General features: G+C 62.0%; 24 protein-coding genes. 12 read left to right on the forward strand and 12 right to left on the reverse strand.

Going from position 1 to position 23,392, the window contains the following annotated elements:
• The first annotated feature begins 3 nt into the window (after nucleotides 1-3).
• From NX84_RS02815 to NX84_RS02825, 3 genes are all read left to right on the forward strand, one after another.
• The gene (locus NX84_RS02815; RefSeq protein WP_039673529.1) at nucleotides 4-1,635 is read left to right on the forward strand and encodes a cytochrome c biogenesis protein ResB; all 1,632 of its coding nucleotides are present in this window, start codon (nucleotides 4-6) and stop codon (nucleotides 1,633-1,635) included.
• Between the two features lie 125 nt (nucleotides 1,636-1,760).
• Nucleotides 1,761-2,777, forward strand: a complete 1,017-nt coding sequence (gene ccsB / locus NX84_RS02820; protein WP_039673531.1) for a c-type cytochrome biogenesis protein CcsB — start codon at nucleotides 1,761-1,763, stop codon at nucleotides 2,775-2,777.
• A complete protein-coding gene (locus tag NX84_RS02825; protein WP_039673533.1) occupies nucleotides 2,778-3,044 on the forward strand; it encodes a helix-turn-helix domain-containing protein in 267 nt (88 codons plus the stop codon).
• Here the strand turns inward: NX84_RS02825 and NX84_RS02830 are convergent.
• Nucleotides 3,041-3,331, reverse strand: coding sequence for a hypothetical protein (locus NX84_RS02830; RefSeq protein ID WP_039673535.1), 291 nt, complete (start codon nucleotides 3,329-3,331; stop codon nucleotides 3,041-3,043). The genes NX84_RS02825 and NX84_RS02830 overlap by 4 nt on opposite strands.
• A gap of 43 nt (nucleotides 3,332-3,374) precedes the next feature.
• Between NX84_RS02830 and NX84_RS02835 the strand changes: the two genes are divergently transcribed.
• A complete protein-coding gene (locus tag NX84_RS02835) occupies nucleotides 3,375-3,716 on the forward strand; it encodes a DUF4229 domain-containing protein (RefSeq protein WP_039673641.1) in 342 nt (113 codons plus the stop codon).
• Here the strand turns inward: NX84_RS02835 and NX84_RS02840 are convergent.
• From NX84_RS02840 to NX84_RS02860, 5 genes are read right to left on the reverse strand one after another with little or no spacing between them, the layout of a single operon-like run.
• Entirely contained in the window at nucleotides 3,713-4,597 is an 885-nt protein-coding gene (locus NX84_RS02840; RefSeq protein ID WP_039673536.1) for a 1,4-dihydroxy-2-naphthoate polyprenyltransferase, read from the reverse strand. The two genes, NX84_RS02835 and NX84_RS02840, sit on opposite strands and share 4 nt — an antisense overlap.
• Before the next feature lie 5 nt (nucleotides 4,598-4,602).
• Nucleotides 4,603-5,457 carry a metal ABC transporter permease gene (locus tag NX84_RS02845; protein ID WP_039673538.1) on the reverse strand — a complete coding sequence of 285 codons (855 nt, stop codon included), beginning with the start codon at nucleotides 5,455-5,457 and terminating at the stop codon, nucleotides 4,603-4,605.
• The gene (locus NX84_RS02850; protein ID WP_039673541.1) at nucleotides 5,454-6,308 is read right to left on the reverse strand and encodes a metal ABC transporter permease; all 855 of its coding nucleotides are present in this window, start codon (nucleotides 6,306-6,308) and stop codon (nucleotides 5,454-5,456) included. Before NX84_RS02850 ends, NX84_RS02845 begins: the two co-directional genes overlap by 4 nt.
• On the reverse strand, nucleotides 6,305-7,015 hold the full coding sequence (locus tag NX84_RS02855) for a metal ABC transporter ATP-binding protein (RefSeq protein WP_039673542.1): 711 nt from the start codon (nucleotides 7,013-7,015) through the stop codon (nucleotides 6,305-6,307). The genes NX84_RS02850 and NX84_RS02855 overlap by 4 nt, the downstream gene beginning before the upstream one ends.
• Nucleotides 7,015-7,941 carry a metal ABC transporter substrate-binding protein gene (locus NX84_RS02860; protein ID WP_039673545.1) on the reverse strand — a complete coding sequence of 309 codons (927 nt, stop codon included), beginning with the start codon at nucleotides 7,939-7,941 and terminating at the stop codon, nucleotides 7,015-7,017. Before NX84_RS02860 ends, NX84_RS02855 begins: the two co-directional genes overlap by 1 nt.
• Before the next feature lie 107 nt (nucleotides 7,942-8,048).
• Here NX84_RS02860 and NX84_RS02865 point away from each other — a divergent pair, with 107 nt between their 5' ends.
• Complete coding sequence (locus NX84_RS02865) at nucleotides 8,049-8,738, forward strand: metal-dependent transcriptional regulator (RefSeq protein WP_039673547.1); 690 nt, start codon at nucleotides 8,049-8,051, stop codon at nucleotides 8,736-8,738.
• On the opposite strand, the gene menE is transcribed toward NX84_RS02865, so the two are convergent.
• The 5 genes from menE to dcuC all read right to left on the reverse strand — a co-directional run bounded on the left by menE (nucleotide 8,735) and on the right by dcuC (nucleotide 13,906).
• On the reverse strand, nucleotides 8,735-9,883 hold the full coding sequence (gene menE, locus NX84_RS02870) for an o-succinylbenzoate--CoA ligase (RefSeq protein ID WP_039673549.1): 1,149 nt from the start codon (nucleotides 9,881-9,883) through the stop codon (nucleotides 8,735-8,737). The two genes, NX84_RS02865 and menE, sit on opposite strands and share 4 nt — an antisense overlap.
• 11 nt (nucleotides 9,884-9,894) lie before the next feature.
• Nucleotides 9,895-10,056, reverse strand: coding sequence for a hypothetical protein (locus tag NX84_RS12915; RefSeq protein WP_169744699.1), 162 nt, complete (start codon nucleotides 10,054-10,056; stop codon nucleotides 9,895-9,897).
• 406 nt (nucleotides 10,057-10,462) lie between these two features.
• Entirely contained in the window at nucleotides 10,463-11,443 is a 981-nt protein-coding gene (locus tag NX84_RS02880) for a 1,4-dihydroxy-2-naphthoyl-CoA synthase (protein ID WP_039673553.1), read from the reverse strand.
• 344 nt (nucleotides 11,444-11,787) lie between these two features.
• Nucleotides 11,788-12,249, reverse strand: coding sequence for a DIP1984 family protein (locus NX84_RS02885; protein ID WP_039673555.1), 462 nt, complete (start codon nucleotides 12,247-12,249; stop codon nucleotides 11,788-11,790).
• A 247-nt stretch (nucleotides 12,250-12,496) separates the two neighbouring features.
• Complete coding sequence (dcuC, locus tag NX84_RS02890; RefSeq protein ID WP_039673557.1) at nucleotides 12,497-13,906, reverse strand: C4-dicarboxylate transporter DcuC; 1,410 nt, start codon at nucleotides 13,904-13,906, stop codon at nucleotides 12,497-12,499.
• An 85-nt stretch (nucleotides 13,907-13,991) separates the two neighbouring features.
• Here dcuC and NX84_RS02895 point away from each other — a divergent pair, with 85 nt between their 5' ends.
• The 7 genes from NX84_RS02895 to NX84_RS02925 all read left to right on the forward strand — a co-directional run bounded on the left by NX84_RS02895 (nucleotide 13,992) and on the right by NX84_RS02925 (nucleotide 22,057).
• Nucleotides 13,992-15,011 carry an o-succinylbenzoate synthase gene (locus NX84_RS02895; protein WP_039673559.1) on the forward strand — a complete coding sequence of 340 codons (1,020 nt, stop codon included), beginning with the start codon at nucleotides 13,992-13,994 and terminating at the stop codon, nucleotides 15,009-15,011.
• Between the two features lie 48 nt (nucleotides 15,012-15,059).
• Nucleotides 15,060-17,396: an ATP-binding cassette domain-containing protein gene (locus NX84_RS02900; RefSeq protein WP_039673561.1), complete on the forward strand. Its 2,337-nt coding sequence runs from the start codon at nucleotides 15,060-15,062 to the stop codon at nucleotides 17,394-17,396.
• A 23-nt stretch (nucleotides 17,397-17,419) separates the two neighbouring features.
• Nucleotides 17,420-18,013 carry a hypothetical protein gene (locus NX84_RS02905; RefSeq protein ID WP_039673564.1) on the forward strand — a complete coding sequence of 198 codons (594 nt, stop codon included), beginning with the start codon at nucleotides 17,420-17,422 and terminating at the stop codon, nucleotides 18,011-18,013.
• Nucleotides 18,006-19,703, forward strand: coding sequence for a 2-succinyl-5-enolpyruvyl-6-hydroxy-3-cyclohexene-1-carboxylic-acid synthase (gene menD, locus NX84_RS02910; protein WP_052319636.1), 1,698 nt, complete (start codon nucleotides 18,006-18,008; stop codon nucleotides 19,701-19,703). Before NX84_RS02905 ends, menD begins: the two co-directional genes overlap by 8 nt.
• A gap of 61 nt (nucleotides 19,704-19,764) precedes the next feature.
• Entirely contained in the window at nucleotides 19,765-20,148 is a 384-nt protein-coding gene (locus NX84_RS02915; protein ID WP_231913989.1) for a DUF3592 domain-containing protein, read from the forward strand.
• A gap of 8 nt (nucleotides 20,149-20,156) precedes the next feature.
• Entirely contained in the window at nucleotides 20,157-21,356 is a 1,200-nt protein-coding gene (locus NX84_RS02920; protein WP_039673645.1) for a glycosyltransferase family 4 protein, read from the forward strand.
• A gap of 11 nt (nucleotides 21,357-21,367) precedes the next feature.
• Nucleotides 21,368-22,057 (forward strand): demethylmenaquinone methyltransferase, encoded by a 690-nt coding sequence (locus tag NX84_RS02925; RefSeq protein ID WP_039673647.1) that lies wholly within the window; start codon nucleotides 21,368-21,370, stop codon nucleotides 22,055-22,057.
• 21 nt (nucleotides 22,058-22,078) lie between these two features.
• Here the strand turns inward: NX84_RS02925 and NX84_RS02930 are convergent, their stop codons facing one another.
• Complete coding sequence (locus NX84_RS02930) at nucleotides 22,079-23,317, reverse strand: geranylgeranyl reductase family protein (RefSeq protein ID WP_052319637.1); 1,239 nt, start codon at nucleotides 23,315-23,317, stop codon at nucleotides 22,079-22,081.
• Nucleotides 23,318-23,392 lie beyond the last annotated feature (75 nt).

The following is a 23,392-nucleotide window of genomic DNA, read 5'->3' on the forward strand; positions in this document are numbered from 1 at the left end:
TTCGTGAGGTACATCCGCAAGGCCTGGCACTGGCTAACCAGCATGCGAACGGCTCTGGCGCTGCTTTTCCTATTGGCCATCGCAGCAATTCCGGGCTCTCTCCTGCCGCAGCGCTCGCTCAACGAGTCCAACGTCGATGACTTCATCGCAACCAACGGCACCGTCGCGGAAATCTACGATAAGCTGCAGCTTTTCGATGTTTTCTCCTCCGTGTGGTTCCAGGCCATCTACGTTCTGCTCATGATTTCTTTGGTGGGCTGCATCATCCCGCGCTCCTGGGATCACTACAAGGCATGGAAGACCCCACCTACGCGCGCGCCGAAGTACCTGGAAAAGATGCCCCTCAACGCCACCGGGCACTCGGAGAAATCCCCGGAGGAGATCGCCGCAGCGACGACGACCATGCTGAAGAAGTGGCGCGTGTCGGAGGTTTCTCCGGACAAGGATCGCGCTGGCGCCCAGTCTTTCTCCGCTGAGCGTGGCTATGCCCGTGAGCTGTGCAATCTCATCTTCCACATCGCGCTCGTGGCCATCCTGCTCACCATGGCGGCCGGCCGTCTGGTCACCTACGAAGGCCAGGTCATCGTGGTCACGGAGAAGAACTCACTCGGTCAGGCCCAGGAACAGACGCAGTCCACGGAGTTCTGTAACACGTCTACCTCTGTGTATGACTCCTTCCGTGCGGGCGCGCTTTTCGACGGCACCGGGCTCCACCCCTTCTGCTTCCTGGCACACGATTTCACCGCGGACTACCTGCCGAATGGCCAGGCGGAAATGTTTACCTCCAACGTGTCCTATGCCGTGGGGGATGACATCTTTACTGACCCGGAGACCTGGGAGGACTATCAGCTCCAGGTAAACCACCCGCTGCGCATTGAAAACAACCGTGTCTACCTGCAGGGGCACGGCTTCGCGCCGACGATGACGGTGGAGTGGCCCAACGGTGAAAAGCGCACGCAGACCATCCAATTCCAACCCAATGACATGACCTACTTCCTGTCCTCGGGCGCGATGCGCTTTGACCCGCCCGCGGGCATGTACCCGGACTTGTATGAGCGCCGCCAAAACCAGATCGCCATCCAAGGACTTTTTGCCCCTACTGCTGAGTGGTCGGGCGAAAACGGAAAGCTCCTGCAGTCTTCCTTCCCGGCAATGAATGATCCGGCCGTGGCTATCGATATCTATCGCGGCGATGCCGGCTTGGACACGGGCCGTCCCCAGAGCTTCTTCTCCCTTGACCCGAGTCTCCTCCAGTCGGGCCAGCTGCAGAAGATTGACCGCGTCAACCTCACCCAGGGCGAGTCAGTCACGCTCGATGACGGTACGAAAATCAGCTTCGACGGTGCCTCCGAGTTTGCGAACTACCAGATTTCCTATGACCCCTTCCAGGGATGGGTTCTGGTGTCCTCGCTCATTATGTTGGTCTCCCTCGTTGGTTCTTTGGTGATTAAGCGCCGCCGCGTGTGGGTACGTATCCGCCCGGCAGCTGATGGTGGTACCGATATTGAGATGGGTGGTCTTGCCCGCACCGACCGCGCCGGCTGGTCTGAAGAGTTCTACGCGTTGCACCGCGAGCTTCTCGAGCTGCCGGACCCGGATGAGGTTGAGGAAGACGTGCTGTATTCCGCCGACTAAAGGTGAGCAACCTATCAGTCAAAAGTTGGATACCGCCAGGGAAGAGGGGTAGCCTTATGAGCACTATTCATCTCTCCGTTGAGTGAGCACTTTCTTGAGCATTGTGAAGGCAAGGTTTCTCATCCATGCAGATTGATCAGAATCTGTCCAACTTCTCCGACATCGCCGTCCAGACCGCGTTCGTCATCTACGCCCTCGCGCTGGTGTTGTCCTTGGTCTACTACGGCCGTATGCAGGGCATCATTGAGGGCCTGCGCGCGCGTTCTGCCGCCGTGGCCCAGCAGCGCGAGCTGGCTACCGTCGGCGGCCCGGCAGGGGACGCGGTGCTTGGCGACGCACCCTCGGCCGGCCTTAGCGAGGACGCCGACCTTGCCAAGAAGCAGGAGAAGGCGGACAAGCTCGGCGGAATGACGCAGATGCTGCTGTGGCTGGGCATCGCACTGCACTTGGCTGCCATCGTGCTGCGCGGCTTGGCCACCAGTCGATTCCCGTTTGGCAACCTCTACGAGTACGTGCTCATGGTGACTGCCGGCGTCATGGTGGTGGCGACCATCGCGATGCAGCGCAAGGAGTGGCGCACCCTGTGGCCATGGCTGCTGACCCCGATCCTGGCGCTCATGTTCTACGGCTCCACGAAGCTGTATGCGGAGTCCGCCCCCGTGGTGCCGGCGCTGCAGTCACACTGGCTGCCCATCCACGTCACCGTGGTTTCGCTTGGTGCCTCCATCGGTATCGTCTCCGGTATTGCCTCCTTGCTCAGTGTGCTGCGCGTGCACCAGGGCAAGGGAAGAGAGCATGGTTTCTTCGGTGCGATTGCCCGCCCGCTGCCCTCAGCAAAGAAGTTGGATCAGCTGGCTTACCGCCTAGGAGTGGTGACCCTGCCGACTTTGGGTCTGGGTATTGTGCTGGGCGCGATTTGGGCTGAGTCCGCGTGGGGCCGCTACTGGGGTTGGGACCCGAAGGAAACTGTCTCCTTCGCCACCTGGATCCTCTACGCTGCCTACCTGCATGCCCGCGCCACCCCGGCGTTTCGCAAGGCCGCCCCGTACCTCAACATCGCGGCGATGCTGCTGATGGTCTTCAACCTGTTCTTCATCAATATGGTTGTCTCCGGCCTGCACTCCTACGCGGGGCTGAACTAAATGGCGGATACACATAAACCCCGGCACAAACAGGGCAAACCGGCCGGCGATAACCCGCAACTCATCGCTTTAGGTGATGTCTTTGCTGAGAGACGCCGCGAGTTAGGCATCCTCCAGCAGGATCTAGCTGAGAAAGCCGGTCTGTCGCGTTCTACCTTGCACACCATCGAGCATGGCGGCTCTGGTGTGCGCTGGGAAAAGATTGCGGCGGTGGCGGAGGCCCTCGACCTGGAAATGGCGTTTACGCCTAAGACACCAAGGAACTAGTTTTCTTCCCCGGTGGCGTCAGGGTCTTCCGGCTTCTGGGGCTTGGGTGCGCGCCGGCGGCGCTCTTCTTCTTTGCGCTGTGCCTCGCGCTCTTTCGCGCGGCGCTCCTTGAAGCGCTGCTTTTCCAAGTTCCAGAGGAACTCTTCGTCATCATCGGGGCCCTTGATTGCGGGGCGCTGCGGCTGCTGTTGCTGCTGCGCCTTATTCTTCCAGCTGGATGGCCCAAATGCCTTCCACACGAGAAGTGCCGCGAGGATAAACAGGACTAGTAGTATCAAACGACCCATGCGTTGTATTCTACGGAATGCCCGCGAAGCAGAAGTGAGAATGATGAGCCAGACAGACAACATGACCAACGAGTCCCAGATCCCTGAGCCTCCTCAGCCGGACCCGGCGCTCAAGCGCCGCTCACGTGTGGCACTGTGGAAGTATGGTGCTGCCCGCCTGGTGCTCTTCATCCTGCTGACCGTGGTGATTCAGCTGCTGGCTATGGCTATTGGTGTGGCCATCCCCGTGCTGGTGTCGGCTCTGTTGGCGTTGTTCGTGGCGCTGCCGCTGTCGATGCTGATCTTCTCCACGTGGCGCGTGGAAGCTACCCAGACTCTGGCGGAGTATTCCGCGCAGCGCAAGGCCCACAAGGAGTGGGTACAGGCGGAGCTGGCTGGCCGCTAAACCAATGCCAACGCGAGGGCGTTTATGACCGCCCACACGAGCATTGCGCGGCCAGTCATGCCGAGCACCGGGATGAGTTTGGGCCCGCGCGCACCGCGGTTGACGGTGCGGATAGCGCCTAGTGCGAGGGGGAAGTAGAGCAGCGAGGTCAGCGCCGCCCAGGAATCGAAGGCCAGGCCCACGGTAAGCAGCACTGGGAGCAGCAGCAGGATCATAAACAGCGTGCGGGATTTCTTATCACCCAAGCGCACGGCCAAGGTGATCTTTCCGGCGGCTGTATCGGAGGGGATGTCACGGATATTGTTGGCCAAGTTCACTGCGGAGCTCATGCCGCCAATGCCCACGGCCAGTGCCAGGCCGGTCCACGTGATACGGCCGGCTTGCGTGAATTCGGTGCCGAGCACCGCGACGAGTCCGAAGAAGATGAAGATGGCGATTTCCCCAAACCCGCGGTAGCCATAAGGGTTCTTGCCGCCGGTGTAGAACCACGCGCCGGCGATACACACGGCGCCAACCAGAATGAACCAGGCTGCGTTGGCAGCCAGCGACAGTGAGATGCCCGCGATGGCGGCCACGCCGAAGCAAGCGAAAGCGGCGAACTTGACGTGCTCCGGCTTGGCCAGCCCACCGCCGGTAAGACGCTGGGGGCCGGTGCGGTCATCATCGGTGCCGCGAATGCCGTCGGAGTAGTCGTTGGCGTAGTTCACGCCAATGATGAGTGCCCACGCCACAATGAGCGCCAAGAAGGCCCGGCCCCAGTGCAGACCATGCGCCGCGGCGGCAGCGCCGGTACCGGCAATAACGGGGGCGAAGGCATTGGCCCAGGTGTGTGGGCGAGCGCCCTGGAGCCAATCGGCAGGAGTGGCGGAAAAGGCAGACATGCTCACTATTGTGCCACTGGTGTGGTGTGCTGCGGCAATGAGCTGGTGCGTTGGCGAAGTCGGTAGATAATGAGCACCGCGACGAAAATAACGGCATTGCTCACTGTCATTGCGGCGGAGGTCGCTGCGTCGAGGACATAGGCAACCCAAAAGCCCACGACTGCGCTGATCGCGGCAACGCCACAGGCAGTTAACACCAGTGCGGGCACGCGCTGAGTAAGCAGCCGCGCAGTCATCGACGGGAATACCATGAGCGCGATGACCAGCATGGCACCGGCAGCGTGAAAAGCGGCGGTGGCAGTGCAGGCAACCACGGTCATAAATATGATGTGAAGAACGCGCGTGGGCACCCCGCGTGCAGCGCAAAAGTCGGAGTCAAAAGTCGTGGCGGACAAACGCGGCAGTGTGAGGGTGAGGAAAAGAGCGTTGATGCCCAGCACTGCGGCCATGATGTAGCAATAGTTGGGGTTGGAGAAGGCCGCGAGGTTGAGATCGCCGACGAGGACCGCGTGGACATCAAGGTGCACGTGGCTCATGTGCGTGGAGATCAAGATGACTCCGGCGGCAAACAGGGCGGGAAAGACCAACCCGAGGGCGGAATCAGCAGTCACCAGTGGGCTTCGCTGGAGCGCGTCGGTACCCAACGCTACTACCAAGGCACCAGCGGCCGCGGTAGCGAGCAGCACGGGCGAATCCAGATCGGAGGTAAAGAGGTAACCGATGGCAATCCCGGGAAGGACGGCATGGCCGATGCCGTCGATAAGCATGGCCTGGCCTTTGAGGACAACAAAGGTGCCGGGGATAGCACAGGCTAAGGCAGTCAGGACGGCAAGGAGACAAGCAGTGGCGGCGAGGGTCATGAGGCGAGCTTTCTGCTGAGGAGGCTGATGGTGACGAGCGCCGCCTGAACCAAGACGATGACCGGACCGGTGGGCAGCGGGCCGTGCGCAATGGAGACATAGCAGCCGAGAGCAGCGGTCGCCGCGCCGAGGAACCCGGAGAGCGCGATGAAAGGTAGCAAGCGCGTGGTCCAGGGGCGGGCAGCGGCGGCAGGGCTGATGACTACGGCGACCATGAGTACCACGCCGACGACTTTGACACCGAGCACCGTGATGGCGGTGAGGGCGAAGAAGCTAGCCGTGTTGAGGAATGAGGTGCGGATGCCGGCTACCTGGGCAAAACTTGAGTCAAAGGTGACCGCTGCCTGCCGGGTGTGAATGAGGAAAAGAAAGAGCAACACGCAGCCGCCGATGATGAGTGTGGAGCGCACATCCGCGCGAGTGAGTGTGGAGGCGTTTCCCAACAAATAATCCTGGATTCCGGCCTTACCGGGCAGTGGTCGGCGGGAAATATACTGCATGAGCAGCATGCCTACCGAGAAAAACGTGGTCAGCGTGGCGGCCATCGCAGTGGTATGGCCCAGGGGAGTCAACCGCGGGATGAGGTGAATGCACCCCACCGCGAGGGTTCCGGTGAGCAGGGCTCCACAAGAAAGGAGCCAGACATTTCGCCCGTCCCAACCAATGGTGGTGGCCAGGAGGAAGGCGGTGAGTAGGCCGGGCAGGGAAGAATGCGAGATGGCATCGGCCAGCAGGCTGGTGCGGCGAACATACACCAGGGGGCCCAGCGCGCCGGCGCAGCCACCGATCAGCACGGTACCCAGGAGTGCTTGGGTATAGGTGTAGTTCTGAAGAAGCTCGAGTGGGTTCATGATGGCAGGGAAAACATGTCGGCAATGGCGGACTCGGTAAGTACCTGCTCGGTGGGGCCAGCAGCAATGAGCCGGCCGCGGCCGACCATGAGGACCTCATCGCAAAAGTCGGCGACCTCCGCCAGGTTGTGATGCACCAGCAGGATGGTCACGCCGTTCTCGCGCAGTTCCTTGAGCACATCCATGATGGCGCGCTGGCTCGCGGCATCAACACCAGCGAAGGGCTCATCCAAGATGATGAGCTCCGGAGCGCTCACGAGCGTGCGCGCCAGCAACACGCGCTGGCGCTGCCCACCAGACAACGCGGAGATCGGCAGCTGCGCGTGTGCCTGCATCCCGGTCCGAGCAAGTGCTGCGTGGGCGGCGTCTTTGTCAGCGCGGCTGGGCCACTGCCACCAGCGCAGCCCGGCGGTGCGGCCCATCAGGGCAACGTCGAAGGCGGTGGCAGGGTAACTCCAGTCGATATTCGCATGTTGTGGCATGTACCCGAGCCGGTGCCGAAAATGCGCCAGGTCGACGCCATCGAAAGTCATCGACCCGCAGGCTAGTGGCGGAAGGAGCCCCACCAGCGTGCGGACCAGAGTGGACTTTCCCGACCCATTCGCGCCCACCAGTCCGGTGATGGACGCGGGGGTGAGGGTGAAGGAGGCGTCGTGAAGCACCGGCGTGCGGGGATAGCCGGCGGTGAGGTTTTCAACGCGGAGCATTAGCTCAGTGCTTTCGCCACGGCACTAGCGTTGTGTTCGAAGGCTCCGAGGTAGGTATCGGTGGGGGCTTCCGGGCCGAGGGTATCGGCAAAGAGCTCCTCATCCGAGATGGTGACTGTCCAGTTGCGGGATTCTACGGCTTCCTTGAGAGAAGTGATGGCCTGTGGGTTCGCCTGGTTATCTTGGAAGATAACGGGGACCTTCTTCTCCGCGATGGTATCCGCGAGCTCGGAGATCTCAGTGGCGGACTTGGTGGCTTCGGTGGTCACGAAGTCGGTGGCTTGGACTTCAAAGTCGAAGGTCTTGCCGAAGTAGTTGAAGGCGTCATGGCCGGTGATGAGAACACGCGGGGAGGCGCTTTCGAGTTCCTTAGCGGCCTTGTCGTGCGCGGCTGCAATCTTGTCTTCATAAGCATCGGCGGCCGCGGCATAGTCTTCGGCATTGTCAGAGTCGATTTCGCCGAGTTTGGTGCCGATGTGATCGACGACCTGGCTCCACAGCTCGGGGCTATTCCAGATGTGCGGGTCGTAGAGTTTTTCGCCCTTGTCACCTTGCTCGGGCCACGGCAGGAGGTCGGCAGTATCGAGTTGTTCGCCAACTGCTAGCTGCTTCTCACCGAGGGAGGAGAGCTGGTCCACCATTTGCGCCTCGAGGTGAAGGCCATTCCAGAGGACGAGGTCGGCGTCCTGCATCTTTTCAATATCGCGCGTGGTGGGCTGGTATGTGTGTGGATCGCCGCCGGGGCCGACCATGGTGGTGATGTCGGCGTCCGGGGCGATATTGGCGGCCGCATCAGCCAAGTAACCGGTCGTGGCGAAGATCGTCAGATTGTCGTCCTGGGCTTCGGTGGAGTCGCTGCTGGTGCAGGCGCTCAGCGTGCTTGCGACCACGAGGGAAGCGAGGGGAAGGGCAATAATTTTCTTCACAGGAAACCTCTCTTATTAAAAGTGAATGTCGATGTTCAACAGATTGAACTTGAAAGAGCATAAGTGCTGAAACCGTTGGAAGCAATAGGCTGAACTACGATGGGGGTATGCACATCAGCGAGCTGCCCGAACGCACCCAGGATTACCTCAAGATCCTCTGGACCTATGAGGAGAAAGAGGGCTCTAATACCGCGATGCCGCTGGGGGACCTAGCTAAAGCGGCGGGGCAGAAGCTGCCCACCACGTCGGAGGCGGTCAAGCGCCTGGCCGCGAAGGGGCTGGTGGAACATGAGCGCTACTTTGGTGTTCGGCTTGTTGAGGAAGGCCGGCGGCTGGCTGTGGCAATGGTGCGCCGGCACCGTCTCCTGGAAACCTTCCTCGTGCGCGCTCTGGGCTATACCTGGGATGAGGTGCACGATGAGGCGGAAATGCTAGAGCACGCGACGTCCGACAGGCTCGTTGAACGTCTCGATTCTTTCCTGGGCAACCCCGCCCGCGATCCGCATGGTGATCCCATACCTGCCCCGGATGGTACTGCCGAGCCGGTCTCGCGCATCATGCTTATCGACGTCCCCGCGCAGACCCCCGTCACCGTGGAGCAGGTCACTGACGCTGATGGCGAGTTTCTGCGCTACCTGGATAAATATGGAGTGCGGCCGGGAGTGGAATTGACCGTCGTTGCCCCCTCGGTCGCGGGTGTGCTCGAGGTTGCCGTCGACGGCGGTTCACACTTCCCCCTCGGGGAATCCGCTGCGCGCGGCATTGCCGTACGCAGCATCAGCGAAGCGGAGGATTAGCTGCCCCACGTGCGGGCGACCGCGAGGCGGTCTACCTTGCCGGGGCCGGTGGTGGGGAGCTCGGCTAGGCGCTTGAAGTCCTTGGGGATTTGCCACCGGGGAAGGCCACTATCGTCGAGAGCCACAAGGATATCGCCGACATCCGCCCATCCGGTATAAGCAGCAACGATCATCTGTCCCAAGCGTGGGTGGGGGATGCCGACCACACAGACTCCTTCCACTCCCGGCACGCGCAGGATGTGCTGCTCGAGCTGCTCCGGGTGGAGCTTGAGCCCGCCGGTGTTCAGGATGTTGTCGAGGCGCCCGGTGACGGTGACGTGGCCGTCGTGAAGCGCGCCGGCGTCGGAGGTAGCAAACCACGAGGTGCCGGACTCATCGACCACGAAGGCATCTGAGTCCACGTTCCGGTAGCCTCGCGCAATCATGGGGCCGCCGAGGTAAATGCGCCCCTCGTCGCCGATGCGAACAAGAGCGCTATCGAGAGGACGGCCGTTGTAGACGCAGCCGCCGGCGGTCTCCGAGGAGCCGTAGGTGGTGACGATATTGATGCGCAGCTTTTTCGCAGAGTCCAACAACTGTGGGTGGGTGGCAGCACCCCCGACGAGGATGGCATCAAAGGTGCGCAGGGCCTCGATTCCTTCTAGCGAATCCATGGCCTTGGCTAGCTGCATCGGGGTCAGGCCCGTGTATGAGCGATCCCCGGTGGCGGCCAGCTCGTGCGCGGCGCGGGCGAAATTGGGGATGGAAAAACCTTCCGACAGGTCAAGGCAGAGCGGCTCCACACCCGCCACGAGCGAGCGCACCAATACCTGGATGCCCGCGATGTGGGAGGCAGGCATGGCTAGCAGCCACTGGCCGGTGCCGCCGAGAGCCCGGTGCGTGGCATCGGCGCTGGAGACCAAGTTGGCAGCCGTGAGTTGCGCGCCCTTCGGTGTGCCCGTGGACCCAGAGGTGGCCACGACCAGCGCGATGGAGGAATCAATGGGTTCTCCTGCGCGCATGTGGATGCGCAGCAGCTGCGCGAGGGTACGGTCCTCCGCCGGAATGGGCAGGAAGGTGGCTTGTCCTGCGATGGCCGCTTCCAGATCAGGGAGGATGGCGGCAGGGGCACGCGGATCGACGGGCAGAGGAGAGAGGATAGTCACGGTTAGTTAGGTTACCGCCCGCGGTACTCATAGGGGTTGATGAGCTCGTCCTCCTGATCGAAGGGGCGCTCACCGTCCCTCTGAGCCTGCTGGATGCGCCGCAACATCCACACTCGCGATGCAATGACGGCAATGAGCGCGATGGCCGCGAGGGCAATGGTGAAATACAGCACTTCAGGCTCTCCCTGGGTGAAGGTGATTGGTGGTAATTAAGATAGCTGGCAGGTCCCTACCTGCCCTCCCTACTGGCTTGAGCCTTATGAAGTGGCCTCGTGTGTCTCGGGGGTGTCTTCTTCCGTGGAGAAGCAACCTAGGACAAAAATCAGCACCAGCATGGCGGCGATGGTTGCGCCAACGGCGACGCCCGCCCGTAGCAGCCATGACCATTCGGTAAAGTGCCGCAGGGAAACCAAAAGGATTAGGCAGAGGACAAGTCCGATTGGGCGGGTTATCTGATTGATTTTCTCCGTGGTCAAAGTTGCCTCCGTGGGAGCTATAGTTACTGGCGTTAACTGTCCCGGATATTACCCTCGTTTTATCTTTCGGGTGGAAGAGAAGGCACGAGCCCTCGATGGAGGCCTAGTAGTAGTACGGGAAGTCATCCCAGTTGGGCTCACGTTTTTCTAGGAAGGACTCCTTGCCTTCGACGGCCTCGTCTGTCATATAGGCCAGGCGCGTGGCTTCACCGGCGAAGACCTGCTGACCCATGAGGCCATCATCGGTGAGGTTAAACGCAAACTTGAGCATGCGCTGGGCGGTGGGGGACTTCATGTTGATTTCGCGCCCCATTTGGATGGCGGCGTCCTCCAGCTCAGCGTGGTCAACCACCTCGTTGACCGCGCCCATCTCGTACATGCGCTGGGCGTCGTAGGTGCGGCCCAGGAAGAAGATCTCGCGGGCGTATTTCTGGCCTACCATTTTGGCCAGGTAGGCCGAGCCATAGCCGGCGTCGAAGGATCCCACATCGGCGTCGGTCTGCTTGAAGCGTGCTTCTTGGCGGGAGGCAATAGTCATATCGCACACCACGTGCAGGGAATGCCCGCCGCCGGCGGCCCAGCCGTTGACGACGGCGATGACCACCTTGGGCATCGTGCGTATGAGTCGCTGAACTTCCAAGATGTGTAGGCGGCCGCCTTCGACCTTTTCGCGGGCGGTGTCTACCGTGGATTCGTCCGCAGTCGCGTCATCGTGCGCGTGCTCAGTGGCGTAGCGGTACCCGGAGCGGCCGCGGATGCGCTGGTCGCCGCCGGAGCAAAACGCCCAGCCGCCGTCCTTCTGGGATGGCCCGTTGCCGGTGAGCAGCACTGTGCCAACGTCTGGCGTGCGGCGCGCATGGTCCAGCGCGCGGTAAAGCTCATCCACCGTGTGCGGGCGAAACGCATTGCGCACCTCTGGGCGGTCGAAAGCGATGCGGACAATGCCATCCTTGCGCTTCGGCTTTGGCTCATCACTAATAAGCCGGTGGTAGGTGATGTCCGTGAGGTCCTCAAAGCCCTCCACGGTCTGCCACAGTTCTGGCTTAAACGGATTATCGGTGCTGTAGTTCTTCTGCTCGCTCATGGCACACCAGCTTAATTGGAAAGTAGTGCGCCGGAAGTATAGTCCCCATTCCCAACCCTCACCCACACTCCCCGCCCAGCGCGGCGGTGATAAACAGTAAACAATACTGCGGGATTTTCCCCGTCAATGTACACGTGTAATCCGTACCAGCGCGGTACACCATACAGTGGGACGGAATCGAACCTCCCTGCCTTCTTGCGCTACGAAGGCGCCTGAGAAGCACCGGGCTTTTCCCTGCCCAGTAAGGGTTGCGCTCGCTGCGAAAAGTGTGGGCTACCGTCGCGCGCTTGGTGCGCGCGACATGACTACGTGCCGCAAGAATGCGGCACAACTAGCGGCAGACCTTATTTAGTTATGAGTTCCGTATTCCAGTTCAGCTGCTGGATGCGGGTATCGAGCTCGCGGTACTGGCGGGCCAGGTCATCAGCGCGCTCGCGCAGCTTCGGCACGGGAACGGTGGCCACGAACTTGATCTCTGAACGAGAGAAACGATCCTGGCGTGCACCAGCCTGTTCCGCCAAACCCTGGTAGATGCGGCGCTTGCGCAAGAGGCCATCGCGAAGTGCCAAGGCCTCCATCAGCGTGATCTCTTCATCGAACTTCGTAGCCGTGTTCGTCGCGTTGATAGCGATAACGAGTTCATCAATGCGTGCAGTGACGCCCTCGAGCTCCCGGAGGAGATCTGTCGGATTCTCGTCCGGTTCATCGCCTTCCTGCACGCGAACCGTCGCCACAAGACGATCCTTCAGGGTGTTGAGGCGCTCCTGCGCCTGGGCGCGTTCGGCCAGGGCTTCAGCAAGTAGCATGGGTCCTCCTTAATGGGAATCTTTATCTGCACAATCGTACAGAAGGGATGGGGGAACGCCGTATGGTCGTGACGGTTTTAACAAATAGCGCCCCAAAACTTCGATGATCTGGGGCCTTATTTGATCGATATGTACGTCGTGGGCGCTTGGTCGGTACGTTTTCGTAAATATGCCCGGATTTGGGGGACCTTATTTACCAAAACGTACCGCGGACTCCGTGATTAACGTTGAGCCCGCGCGAAAACCGCTACCCAATAAACATGAACGCAAACAACGTGTTGAGCACCGTCGCCACGATCATGGGCACGGAGGTGCGCTTGACCAGTTGGATGGGGTTGACCTTGATGGCGCCGGAGACGATGAGTACCGCGGCGTTGACCGGGGAGACCTGGCGCATGAGGTTCGACGTACCCCAGATAGCGGTGAGCATTTGCGGAGCGTGGATGGAGGTCTGCGAAGCCAGGTTGGGTACTACTTCAGAGAAGGCGAAGTAGGGTGCAGTACCGGAACCGGTGAGTGCGGCCATCGCGGCGGTGGCGGCAACGAAGATGAGGACGATGAGGACGGCGGCGCCGGAGGAGCCTTCGGCGGCGTCGATAAGCATGTCGATGACACCCATCTGCGTGATGCCCTCCACCAGGACGGCGGCGGCGACCAGCAGTGCGACCACGCCGGCAGCGCCCTCGCCCATGCCTTTGAAGAAGGTAGCCATGGAGTCCACGGCGCCGGAGACGGTGCGCTTGCGGATGGATTCAATAATCATCGCGATGAACAGGGACACCACGGTCACCGGCAGGATGCCGCCCTCGAAGGGGATGATTCCCAGCTGCTTGAGAATCGCGGAAACGATGATGAGCAGCAGTGGCATGAGCGGAAGCACAGCGTAGTAGCCCGGCAGGGAAGCAGCGCGGGCGATGGCTTCCTCAGTGGCCTTATCGTTCATCGAGTCGGCGCTGACCTCGCCAGAGCTTTCGGCCTTGCGGGCATCCACCTTGTCGCAATGGCGCTGCCACCACATGTGGACGAAGGCGGTGATGAGCAGGGTGGGGACCGTTGCGCGGGCAACGGCGCCGTAGACGAATTCTGTCGGCGTCATGTTGGTGAGGTCAGCACCTTGGATAAGGCCTGCCTCCAGCGGCGTGGGCACGATAGTGGAGGAGGTCACCACAATGGCGCCCACGGTCAGTGGTGTCAGACCCGCGGCGATAAGCGCCGGCAAGAGCGTGGCTACAAGCAGTAGGGACAGCGCTGCGGCCGAAGGGATCACCAGCGAGAGCAACGTGCCCAAGATGAAGCCCACCGGAACCAACCAGTAGGAACCTTTGAAGCGCTTGAGCGGTGAGGAGAGCACCACGACGGTCTTGGCATCCGCACCGATGTGGCGCATATAGGACACGAAGCCAAAGAGCACCATAATCGCCATACCGATGCCGGAGAAGCGCGCCTTGAACAGTGCGTCGACTACGAGCAGCTGGTCATAGAAAGCATTGCCGGTCGCTTCAATTTCAGTGGTGCGGAAGTCAGCGCGCCCAGTGAGCGCGGCGAGCATGAGCAGGACGACGCCAACGGCGAAGATGGAGGCCGCAGCGTGGACTTTCTTATAGATGAGGTAGACAACTGCGGCGATGGCCAGCAGTGCGATGAGCAGATAGAGCATATCTGGTCCTTCTTCTGGTTATAACCAATTACCGTATCAATTTATCACTATCCATTACGGTTGTCGCATTCGGAGTCGACGTACGATGAACCCCATGCATATTGATGACGTCTTTGATCGCGCCCACGTGGTTTCCCTCCCACTCGCCGTTCAGTTCCGCGGTATCACCACGCGGGAAGCATTGCTTATCGATGGCCCCGCGGGCTGGGGTGAGTTCGCCCCCTTCCTGGAGTATGGCCCAGAAGAATCCGCGCGCTGGCTCGCCGCCGGTTTGGAAGCCGCCTACGAAGGTTTCCCGGAACCCGTGCGCGAGTGGGTAGAAGTCAACGGCACCATCCCCGCGGTTCCTGCTGAGCAGGTGCCGGAGGTGATGGCGCGCTACCCGGGCTGCCGGACTTTCAAGATCAAGGTAGCGGAGAAGGGGCAGACGTTGGATGACGACATTGCGCGCGTCCAGGCGGTTCGTTCCCACATCGAGTCCCAGGGCCGCGTGCCGGTTCTACGCGTTGATGCCAACTGCGGTTGGAGTGTGGAGGAGGCCGTTACCGCGGCGAAGGAGCTGATGCCGCTGGATTACATGGAGCAGCCGTGCCGCACCGTCGAGGAACTCAAGGAAGTTCGTGCCCAACTCATGCGCGCCGGGATTTTCGTCCGCGTGGCGGCTGATGAATCCATTCGCAAGGCCAGCGACCCGTACCGGGTGGCGGAACTGCAGGCGGCGGACGTCGCCGTGGTCAAACCAGCACCGTTGGGCGGTGTGCGCAAGGTCCTTGCGGTGGCGCAGCACCTGCGCGAGCGCCACATGGACATTACGGTCGCCTCCGCGCTGGATACCTCCGTGGGTATCTCGATGGGGCTGGCCGCGGTGGCTGCACTGCCGCAGATCTATGACGACGAAGATATCGACGTCACCCCAGCCGCAGCCGGCCTCGCCACAGGGTCACTCTTTAAAGAGGATGTCACCGCACCGCGTGAGCTTGTCGACGGCCACCTGCGCGCCGAGTTCCTCACCCCCGACCCGGATCGGCTCAGCGCGCTTGCCGCGCCGACTGATCGACGTGAGTGGTGGTTCGACCGCGTCCGCCAGTGCTGGCCGTACCTATAAAAGGACAGCTCACAGTACATGTCCTAAGGCCCGCGTAGGCTGGCTGGCATGACCATTTCAGTGAGAGACGCGCATCTACACAACCTTCGCAATGTCGACGTCGACATTCCCCGCGGCAAGCTCGTGGCGGTAACGGGCGTGTCGGGCTCCGGTAAGTCCTCTCTGGCATTCGGCACTATCCACGGTGAGGGCCAGCGCCGCTACCTCGAGTCGGTGGCACCTTTTGCTCGCCGCCTCATTGCTTCTGTCGTGGATCCGCAGGTCGGCGGTATCGATGGCCTGCCGCCGACGGTGGCGCTGCAGCAATCGGCATCGGCAGGTGGCGCACGCTCCACAGTGGGTACCATTTCCGCCATCTCCAACTCGGTGCGCCTTTTGTACTCACGGTGTGGTGACAACCCCGAAGGGTTGTACTCGGATTCCTTCTCACCCAATACTCCGGAGGGCATGTGCCCAGAGTGCCAAGGCACCGGAGTAGTCCACGAGCCGACGGAAGCCTCCATGGTTCCGGACCCCTCCTTGAGCATCGAAGAAGGTGCTATCAAGGCGTGGCCCGGTGCCTGGGCGGGCAAGAACTTCCACGACATCTTGGAGGAGCTGGGCTACGACCTAGATTCGCCGTGGCGAGACTTACCGCAGAAGGACCGCGACTGGATTCTCTTCACCGAAGAGCGCCCGGTTGTCACCGTCAAACCGCACCGCGGTGCAGACCAGATCCAACGCAACTACGAAGGTACGTGGCGCTCCGTGGCGTCCTATCTGCGTAAGACTTACGCGGAGACGAAGTCGGACACGCTGCGTGCGCGCACGTTGAGTTTTATGGAATCCCATGAATGCACCATGTGTGAAGGCCGCCGCCTCAATCCGCGGGCACTCAAGGTGACCTACGCTGGGCTGCCTATCGATGCTTTTAATAACCTTCCCCTCGCTGAGACCCTCGAGCTTCTTCAGTCGCGGTCCCCGCAGCCGAATGATGCAGAAGACTTGCTGCTCAAAACGATTCGCCCGGCCCTGGAATCCGCGCTGGAATTAGGGCTGGGACACCTGAGCCTGGACCGTCCTACCGAAACTCTCTCCGCCGGCGAGGCACAGCGCCTGCGCCTAGCCGCGCAGCTGCGCTCGGGCCTTTTTGGCGTGGCCTACGTCTTGGATGAGCCCTCTGCGGGACTCCACCCGGCGGAGCGCGATGCTGTCCGGGATATCTGCCGCCGCTTCATCAGCGAGGGCAATTCCGTCCTCTTGGTGGAGCACGACATGACCTTGGTCAAGGACGCGGATTGGCTGGTTGACGTCGGGCCACTGGCCGGCGAGCGCGGCGGCCAGGTGGTGTACTCGGGGACCGTTGCGGACTATGATGCTGATACCCCCACCGCCCGTGCGTTGGCGCGCCCGCATCCGGAGCCCAAGTCGGAACCGCGCCAGGCTCATGGTGAGGTGGAACTGCGCAACGTGCACTCGAATAACATCGACGGTCTCGTCGTGAGCTTTGGTCTGGGCCAGTTCACCGTCCTGACTGGGCTTTCGGGATCCGGTAAATCCACACTGCTCCACGTTCTTGAAGAAAAACTCACGGGCGAGGACAGCCCACAGGCCGTCAAGCGCGTGGTGTCCATTACCCAGAAACCCATCGGCCGCACGCCGCGCTCCACCGTCGCCACGTATACCAACCTCTTTGACAACGTGCGCAAGCTCTTCGCTGCCACTCCGAAGGCGAAGAAAAAGAAGTGGACGGTCTCTCGCTTTTCCTACAACGTGAAGCAAGGCCAGTGCCCCACCTGTGGTGGTGCGGGCCAGATTGAGGTCGAGCTCGTTTTCCTCCCCGGCTCTTACACGCAGTGCCCGGACTGCCAGGGCAAGCGCTATAACGAGGACACCTTGTCCATCCGTTGGAAGGGCTACACCATCGCGGATATCTTGGACCTCACTGTAGAGGAGGCCCTCGAGGTCTTCGCCGAGGAGGAACCGATCCTCCACGCCGTCCAGACCCTTGATGCTGTGGGTTTGGGCTACCTGCGCTTGGGCCAGGGTGCCCCGGAGCTTTCCGGTGGCGAAGCCCAGCGCATCAAGCTGGCCACCGAGTTGCAGCGCTCGCGCAACTCACGCCGCGGACACACTGTCTACTTGCTGGATGAGCCCACGACGGGGCTGCACCCGTCCGATATTGACCTGCTCATTAAGGAACTGCATTCGCTGGTGGACGCGTCCCACACCGTCGTCACCGTGGACCATGATCTTCACCTCATCGCCGGCGCAGACCGCGTCATCGAGATGGGCCCTGGTTCCGGTGCTGAAGGCGGAAAAATCGTGGCAGACGGCGCGCCGGGTGACGTTGCCAAGGGCGAAACACCTACTGGCCGGGTCTTGAGCGGCGTAGGCACACGTTAAGGACGCACGATAAGGTGAATCCCATGACCAACCACAACGGCGAGAACGAGACGCGCCAATTCAACCGCGTCAACGGTGACAACGAAACCCGCCAATTCGGCGCACCCCAGCCGGGCCTGGGCAACCAGCAGCCCCGCCAGCAACCACCGCAGCGCCCCCAGCAGTACTTCCCAGAGCCGGGTTCCCAGAACTCGTCGGGATTCGAGCAGAACTACCAGCAGCCGCAGTATGACCCGGTGCCTTCGAGCTACCAGGTAGAAGAGCAGAAGAAGAGCGGAAGTGCACTGGCCTACGTCTTTGCCGCAATCGCAGCCATCGCGGTTGTGATTGCCGGCATTCTCTTCTTCCTCTGGCGCGGCGCTGCGGAGGATGCCAACAAACCTGCTCCGGAGCCTGTTACCGAGACTCAGACCGTGACCACGGAGGTTCCCACCACGGTGACGACCACAAAGGACGCACCGCGAGAGGAAGATTCACCGGAGCCGCCGGCGGACCTGCCGACCGAACTCCCGCCGGAGCTGCAGGACCAGATGGATGAGAGCGGATCCGACTTCGAGAGCTTGCTCAACGAGCTCCTTGGTGACCTTGAAGCGAACGGTGGCGGGGAAAATGTCTAACACTGATACCGCTGCCTCAACGGAGCAGCCGGAGTCGATGGAGTTGGCCCAGGCATTGGCAGCTCAGCTCTCGCGGCACCTTACCGATGTCGTGCTGTGCCCCGGTTCGCGCAATGCGCCGCTCGCGCTGGCGTTGCTCGTGCGCCCCGATATTCGCGTGCATACCCGCCTGGATGAGCGCTCGGCGGCTTTTGCTGCCTTAGGTTTGGCGCGCGTGCAGCGTCGCCACGTGGGCGTTGTCATGACGTCCGGAACTGCGGTGGCCAATACGCTGCCCGCGATGGTGGAAGCGCACTACTCGCACACCCCGCTGGCGGTCATCAGCGCAGACCGCCCTGCACGCATGGTGGGAACCGGTGCGTCCCAGACCATTGAGCAGCAGGGCATTTTTGGTGTCTATGCCTCCACCACCCAGGTGGAAAAGACCAGCGATGCTCCGCTCATCGCTGAGCGTTTCCTCGCTGACCGTCAGGTGCACATCAATGTGGCCTTTGATGTCCCGCTGGTGGGGGAAGAGCTGCCGGGCCCGCCGAGTGATGTCACGCAGCATCGCGCTCGGACCCCGCGCTGGTCCAACCACGGTGAGGTCGCCGTGGACCTGAGCCGCAACACGCTCGTCGTCGCGGGCGACGAAGCCTGGGAGGTGGAGGGCCTCGAGGATGTGCCGACCATTGCCGAGCCCACCGCACCGGCGCCTTATCACCCGGTACACCCAGCCGCCGCGCACCTCTTTCGCTGCGCGCAGGTCTCCGCCAATGACTACGTGGTCAACACCAAGGTGGAGCAGGTCATCGTTGTTGGTCACCCCACCCTGCACCGCGGGGTACTGGCGCTGCTGAATGATCCCGATATTGATCTCATCTGCTTGTCCCGTACTGAGGATTTCACCAACCCCCGTGGCGAGTCCGCGCAGCTGGGCACCACGGTGAAGACCAGCGGCGAGCCTACCCGGGACTGGATGAAGATCTGCGAAGGTGCCGCCCAGATGGCCGCCGATGGCGTGCGCGAGGTGCTCGCGGAGTCCGTCGGTGAAGAGACTACCGGCGAGGAAGCTAAAGACTCCGACATCGGCTTTACCGGTCTGCACGTGGCCGCCGCGGTGGGAGACACCTTGTCCGTGGGAGACGTGCTGGTGCTTGGCGCATCGAATCCGGTGCGAGATGCCGCCCTCATCGGCCTGCCCTTCGACGGTGTGGAGACCTACTCGCCGCGAGGTGCTGCCGGCATTGACGGCACGATTGCCCAAGCCATCGGAATCGCGCTGGCTACACAGTCCCGTGAGGCAGATGCGCCGCGCGCGCCGCGCACCGTAGCGCTCATGGGGGACGTGACGTTCCTGCACGACGCCACCTCGCTCATCCTCCCCGAGGACAATCCGCGCCCGGAGAACCTAACCATCGTCGTCTCAAACGACGACGGCGGCGGAATCTTTGAATTGCTTGAGCAGGGCCGTGAGCCGCTGCGCGCATCCTTCGAGAAGGCGTTTGGGACGCCGCATGGGGTGGGCGTCGCCAAGCTTGCGGAAGCCTGCGGTGCCGACTACCGCGAGGTGAGCTCGGCGCAAGAGCTTCTCGACGTCCTCGCGGAGCTCAAGGAATACTCCACCGGCATCACCGTGGTGGAGGCCCACACCACGCGGTCCTCGCGGCGCGCACTGCAGGAGGCGCTGGCGGCCAAGGTGGGCCAGTAAGGTGACCAGGCGGCGGGTGCGCCAGATCATCCTGGTGCTCTATGCGGCGGCGCTGGTGGGCATGGCGGGAATGGTCATTGGGCCTTTTCTCAACGACCGCGCTATTAACGCCAACCCCGGCCGCGCGCTGGCCACGGTGACTGATGTGGGCCGTCTGCGCACCTTCGTGGACTTCCAAGACGGCGAGGGCATTTATCACTCCCCGCCGACCGGTCTGCTCTATCCCACTGGCCTGGGAGAGGGCCAACAGGTGTGGGTACTCTACGCCAAGAACAACCCTGACCTGGTGAAAGTGGAGGGACGTGAGTGGACGCTCTCTATTATCCCGGGGTTGTCGTCGGCACTCGTGGCCACGCTGATCGCCGGCGCGTTGTGGTGGGGGAGTGGAAAAATTAACCGGAATTTAGCGCATCCGTTACCAACGGAGAACTCGGACAAGGAATGATGGGGCGCATGCGTGTAGCTATCGTCGCGGAATCCTTCTTGCCTAACGTCAACGGTGTGACCAACTCCGTGCTGCGCGTGCTCGAATACCTCCACGAGCACGGACACGAGGCCATTGTCGTTGCCCCCGGTGCCAGGGATGGCCAGGAGGAAATTCCTGACTACTTAGGGTTCAGCATCGTTCGCGTCCCCACCGTGCGGGTGCCGCTGGTGGATTCCCTCCCCGTGGGCGTGCCCACGAGCGCTGTGGACGAAGCACTCCGGGCCTTTAAGCCGGACATTATCCACCTTGCCAGCCCGTTCGTTCTCGGCGCGGCGGGAGCCTTCTCCGCGCGCCAATTGCGCATCCCGGCCGTGGCTTTGTATCAGACAGACGTGGCAGGATTTGCTACTAAATACCACGCTTCCGCCCTCGCTTATGGCGTGTGGGAGTGGCTGCGCACCATTCACAACGCCTGCCAGATGACCCTCGCGCCGTCGTCGCTCACCATTGCTGACTTGGAGAAGCACCACATCAAGAACGTGCGCCATTGGGGCCGCGGCGTGGACTCGGAGCGTTTCCATCCGTCGAAGCGCTCGGACGCGCTGCGCCGCGAGTGGGAGCCGACCGGCCGCAAGAAGATCGTCGGCTTCGTCGGCCGCTTGGCCGCGGAAAAAGGCGTGCACCGTTTGTCGGCGCTTAATGATCGTGAGGATATCCAGCTCGTCATCGTTGGCGATGGCCCTGAACGCCCGCTGCTGGAAGCGCAGCTGCCCAGTGCGGTCTTTACTGGAGCACTTGGCGGTGAGGAACTCGATGCGGCTTATGCTTCCCTCGACGTCTTCGTCCACGCCGGCGAGTTTGAGACCTTCTGCCAGGCCATTCAGGAGGCGCAGGCTTCCGGTGTGCCGACCATCGGTCCGCGTGCGGGCGGCCCGGTGGACCTCATTGAGGAGGGCTATAACGGGCTGCTTCTCGACGTTTCAACGTTCGTCGAAGACCTCCCCAACGCCGTCGATGCGCTGCTTAACCCGGAGATCCACGAGGAGCTGCGCGCGAATGCTCGCGAGTCCATCTCGACCAAGACGTGGCCTGCGCTGTGCGAGCAGCTGCTGGGCTACTACGAAGAGGTCTTGGAGGATGTCCGCGAGGTGCCCCTCACCATCTTGGGCCAGCGCCCAGAGCTGCCGCGTTGGGCCGCTCGCGCTCTTGGTGCACGCGTAGCCTAGACTTGGCTTTTGTGTCTAAGGCAGATCTGGATAAAAAGCCCTTCGATGTCGCGCGCATGTTTGACGCGGTGGGCAAGAAGTATGACATCACCAACACGGTGCTGTCCTTTGGCCAGGACGCGCGCTGGCGCCGTCTGACCCGCGAGCGGCTCAACCTTAAGCCGGGGGAGAAGCTTCTCGACCTCGCCGCCGGTACCGCGGTGTCCACCGTGGAGCTAGCTAAGTCTGGCGCGTGGTGCGTGGCTTGTGACTTCTCGCGCGGCATGCTGGCGGCCGGTAAGGACCGTGACGTGCCCAAGGTCGCCGGCGATGGCATGCGTCTGCCGTTTGCCGATAACACCTTTGATGCGGTGACCATCTCCTATGGCCTGCGCAATATCCACGATTTCGAGCTCGGTTTGCGCGAGATGGCCCGCGTGACCAAGCCGGGTGGGCGCTTGGCGGTCGCGGAGTTTTCCAAGCCCGTCATTCCGGTCTTTGGCACCGTGTACAAGGAATATCTGACCCGCTTGCTGCCGCCGATTGCCAAGGTGGTCTCCTCCAACCCGGAGGCCTACGTTTACCTCGCAGAGTCCATTCGCGCATGGCCGGAGCAGCACGAGCTAGCCGCCGCCATTAACCGCAATGGGTGGGAGCAGGCAGGCTGGCGCAACCTGACGTGCGGCATCGTGGCGCTGCACTCAGCGGTTAAACCGGCTTAAGGGGCCTAAGTCCCACAGGCCTTAGGCCCAGAGAGGGGTATCGCGGCGCAGCGCGGACACCGCGCCACCAGCGAGCCGCCAAGCGCGGGCGATGAGGTCCTTGTCTTCTTCCGTAATGAGGTTGCCCATCAGGCGCGCGGCGGCAGGCATGAGCATGCGGCCGACCGGACCGCGCATGGCGACGGGCCCGGCAAGCGGCAGGAACTGCGGGTAGGTCAGAAGGCGCGCGGCCGTGCGAGCCAGCAGGAAAGCTTCTCCGTACTCGGCGTGTAGGCGATCTGGCCAGGCCAAGGTGAGATCCTTCGTGCCGAGCATGTCGACGGCGAGAGCGGCCGTTTCCAAGCCATAGTCAATACCTTCGCCGTTGAGCGGGTTGACGCAGGCGGCGGCATCACCGATGAGCATCCAGTTCGCCCCCGCGACACCGGAGACTGCGCCGCCCATGGGCAACATCGCTGAGGCGACGTCGCGGAGCTCGCCTAGGCCCCAGTCCGCTCGCTGTTGATCGGCGTAGAAACTCAGGGCCTTCTTCGTGTTGAGGCGAGCTGGCCGGGAAGCTGTGGAGAGCGCGCCGAGGCCAATGTTGACGCCCTGACCGAGCGGGAAAATCCAGCCGTAGCCGGGCTGGACCACGCCATCGGCGTCCTTAAGCTCGACGTGGGAGTGCATCCACTCCTCGTCATCGTGCGGGGAATCGGCATAGGCGCGCGCGGCGATGCCGTAAACCTCATTGCGGTGCCACTGGCGGCCCAGCTGCTTGCCAAAGGTGGAACGTACACCGTCCGCGACAATGACCCATTTGGCACCTACGCGCTGCTGGTCTACGGCGAAAGAGGTGAGGCGGTTGCCTGTAAGTTGTGGGTCGGTAGCGGTGCCGGTGAAAAGACGCGCACCGGCGTCCTGGGCGGCGGTGACCAGGAGCGCGTCAAACTCGTAGCGCGGTAGGGCCGTTCCTTCCTGCGAGGGATACGTTGCCGGCCATGGTGCAGTAACCGAACCGCTAAAGCCATGCAGCTTCAGCCCACGGTTGCGGTAGGAGGCGTTGACCTCGATGCCGAGAAGATCCAGCTGATGCATGGCGCGGGGAGTGAGGCCATCGCCGCAGGTTTTATCGCGGGGGAAGGGGGAGGCGTCGATAAGCACGGTATCGTGGCCGGCTCGCGCGGCATGGATAGCGGCTGCGGCACCAGCGGGGCCCGCACCGACAACAGCGACGTCTGCATGGATGGAATCGATCTGCTCCGACATGGGGACTATCATTGCACGGGATAGTGGCCTTGAGTGTGTTGAGGGCCGTGCTATGGGCTACGGTAAGTAAACACTAGGATTTTTGAG

This window comes from Corynebacterium minutissimum (genome assembly GCF_000805675.1).
GTDB classification, from domain to species: Bacteria; Actinomycetota; Actinomycetes; order Mycobacteriales; family Mycobacteriaceae; genus Corynebacterium; species Corynebacterium minutissimum.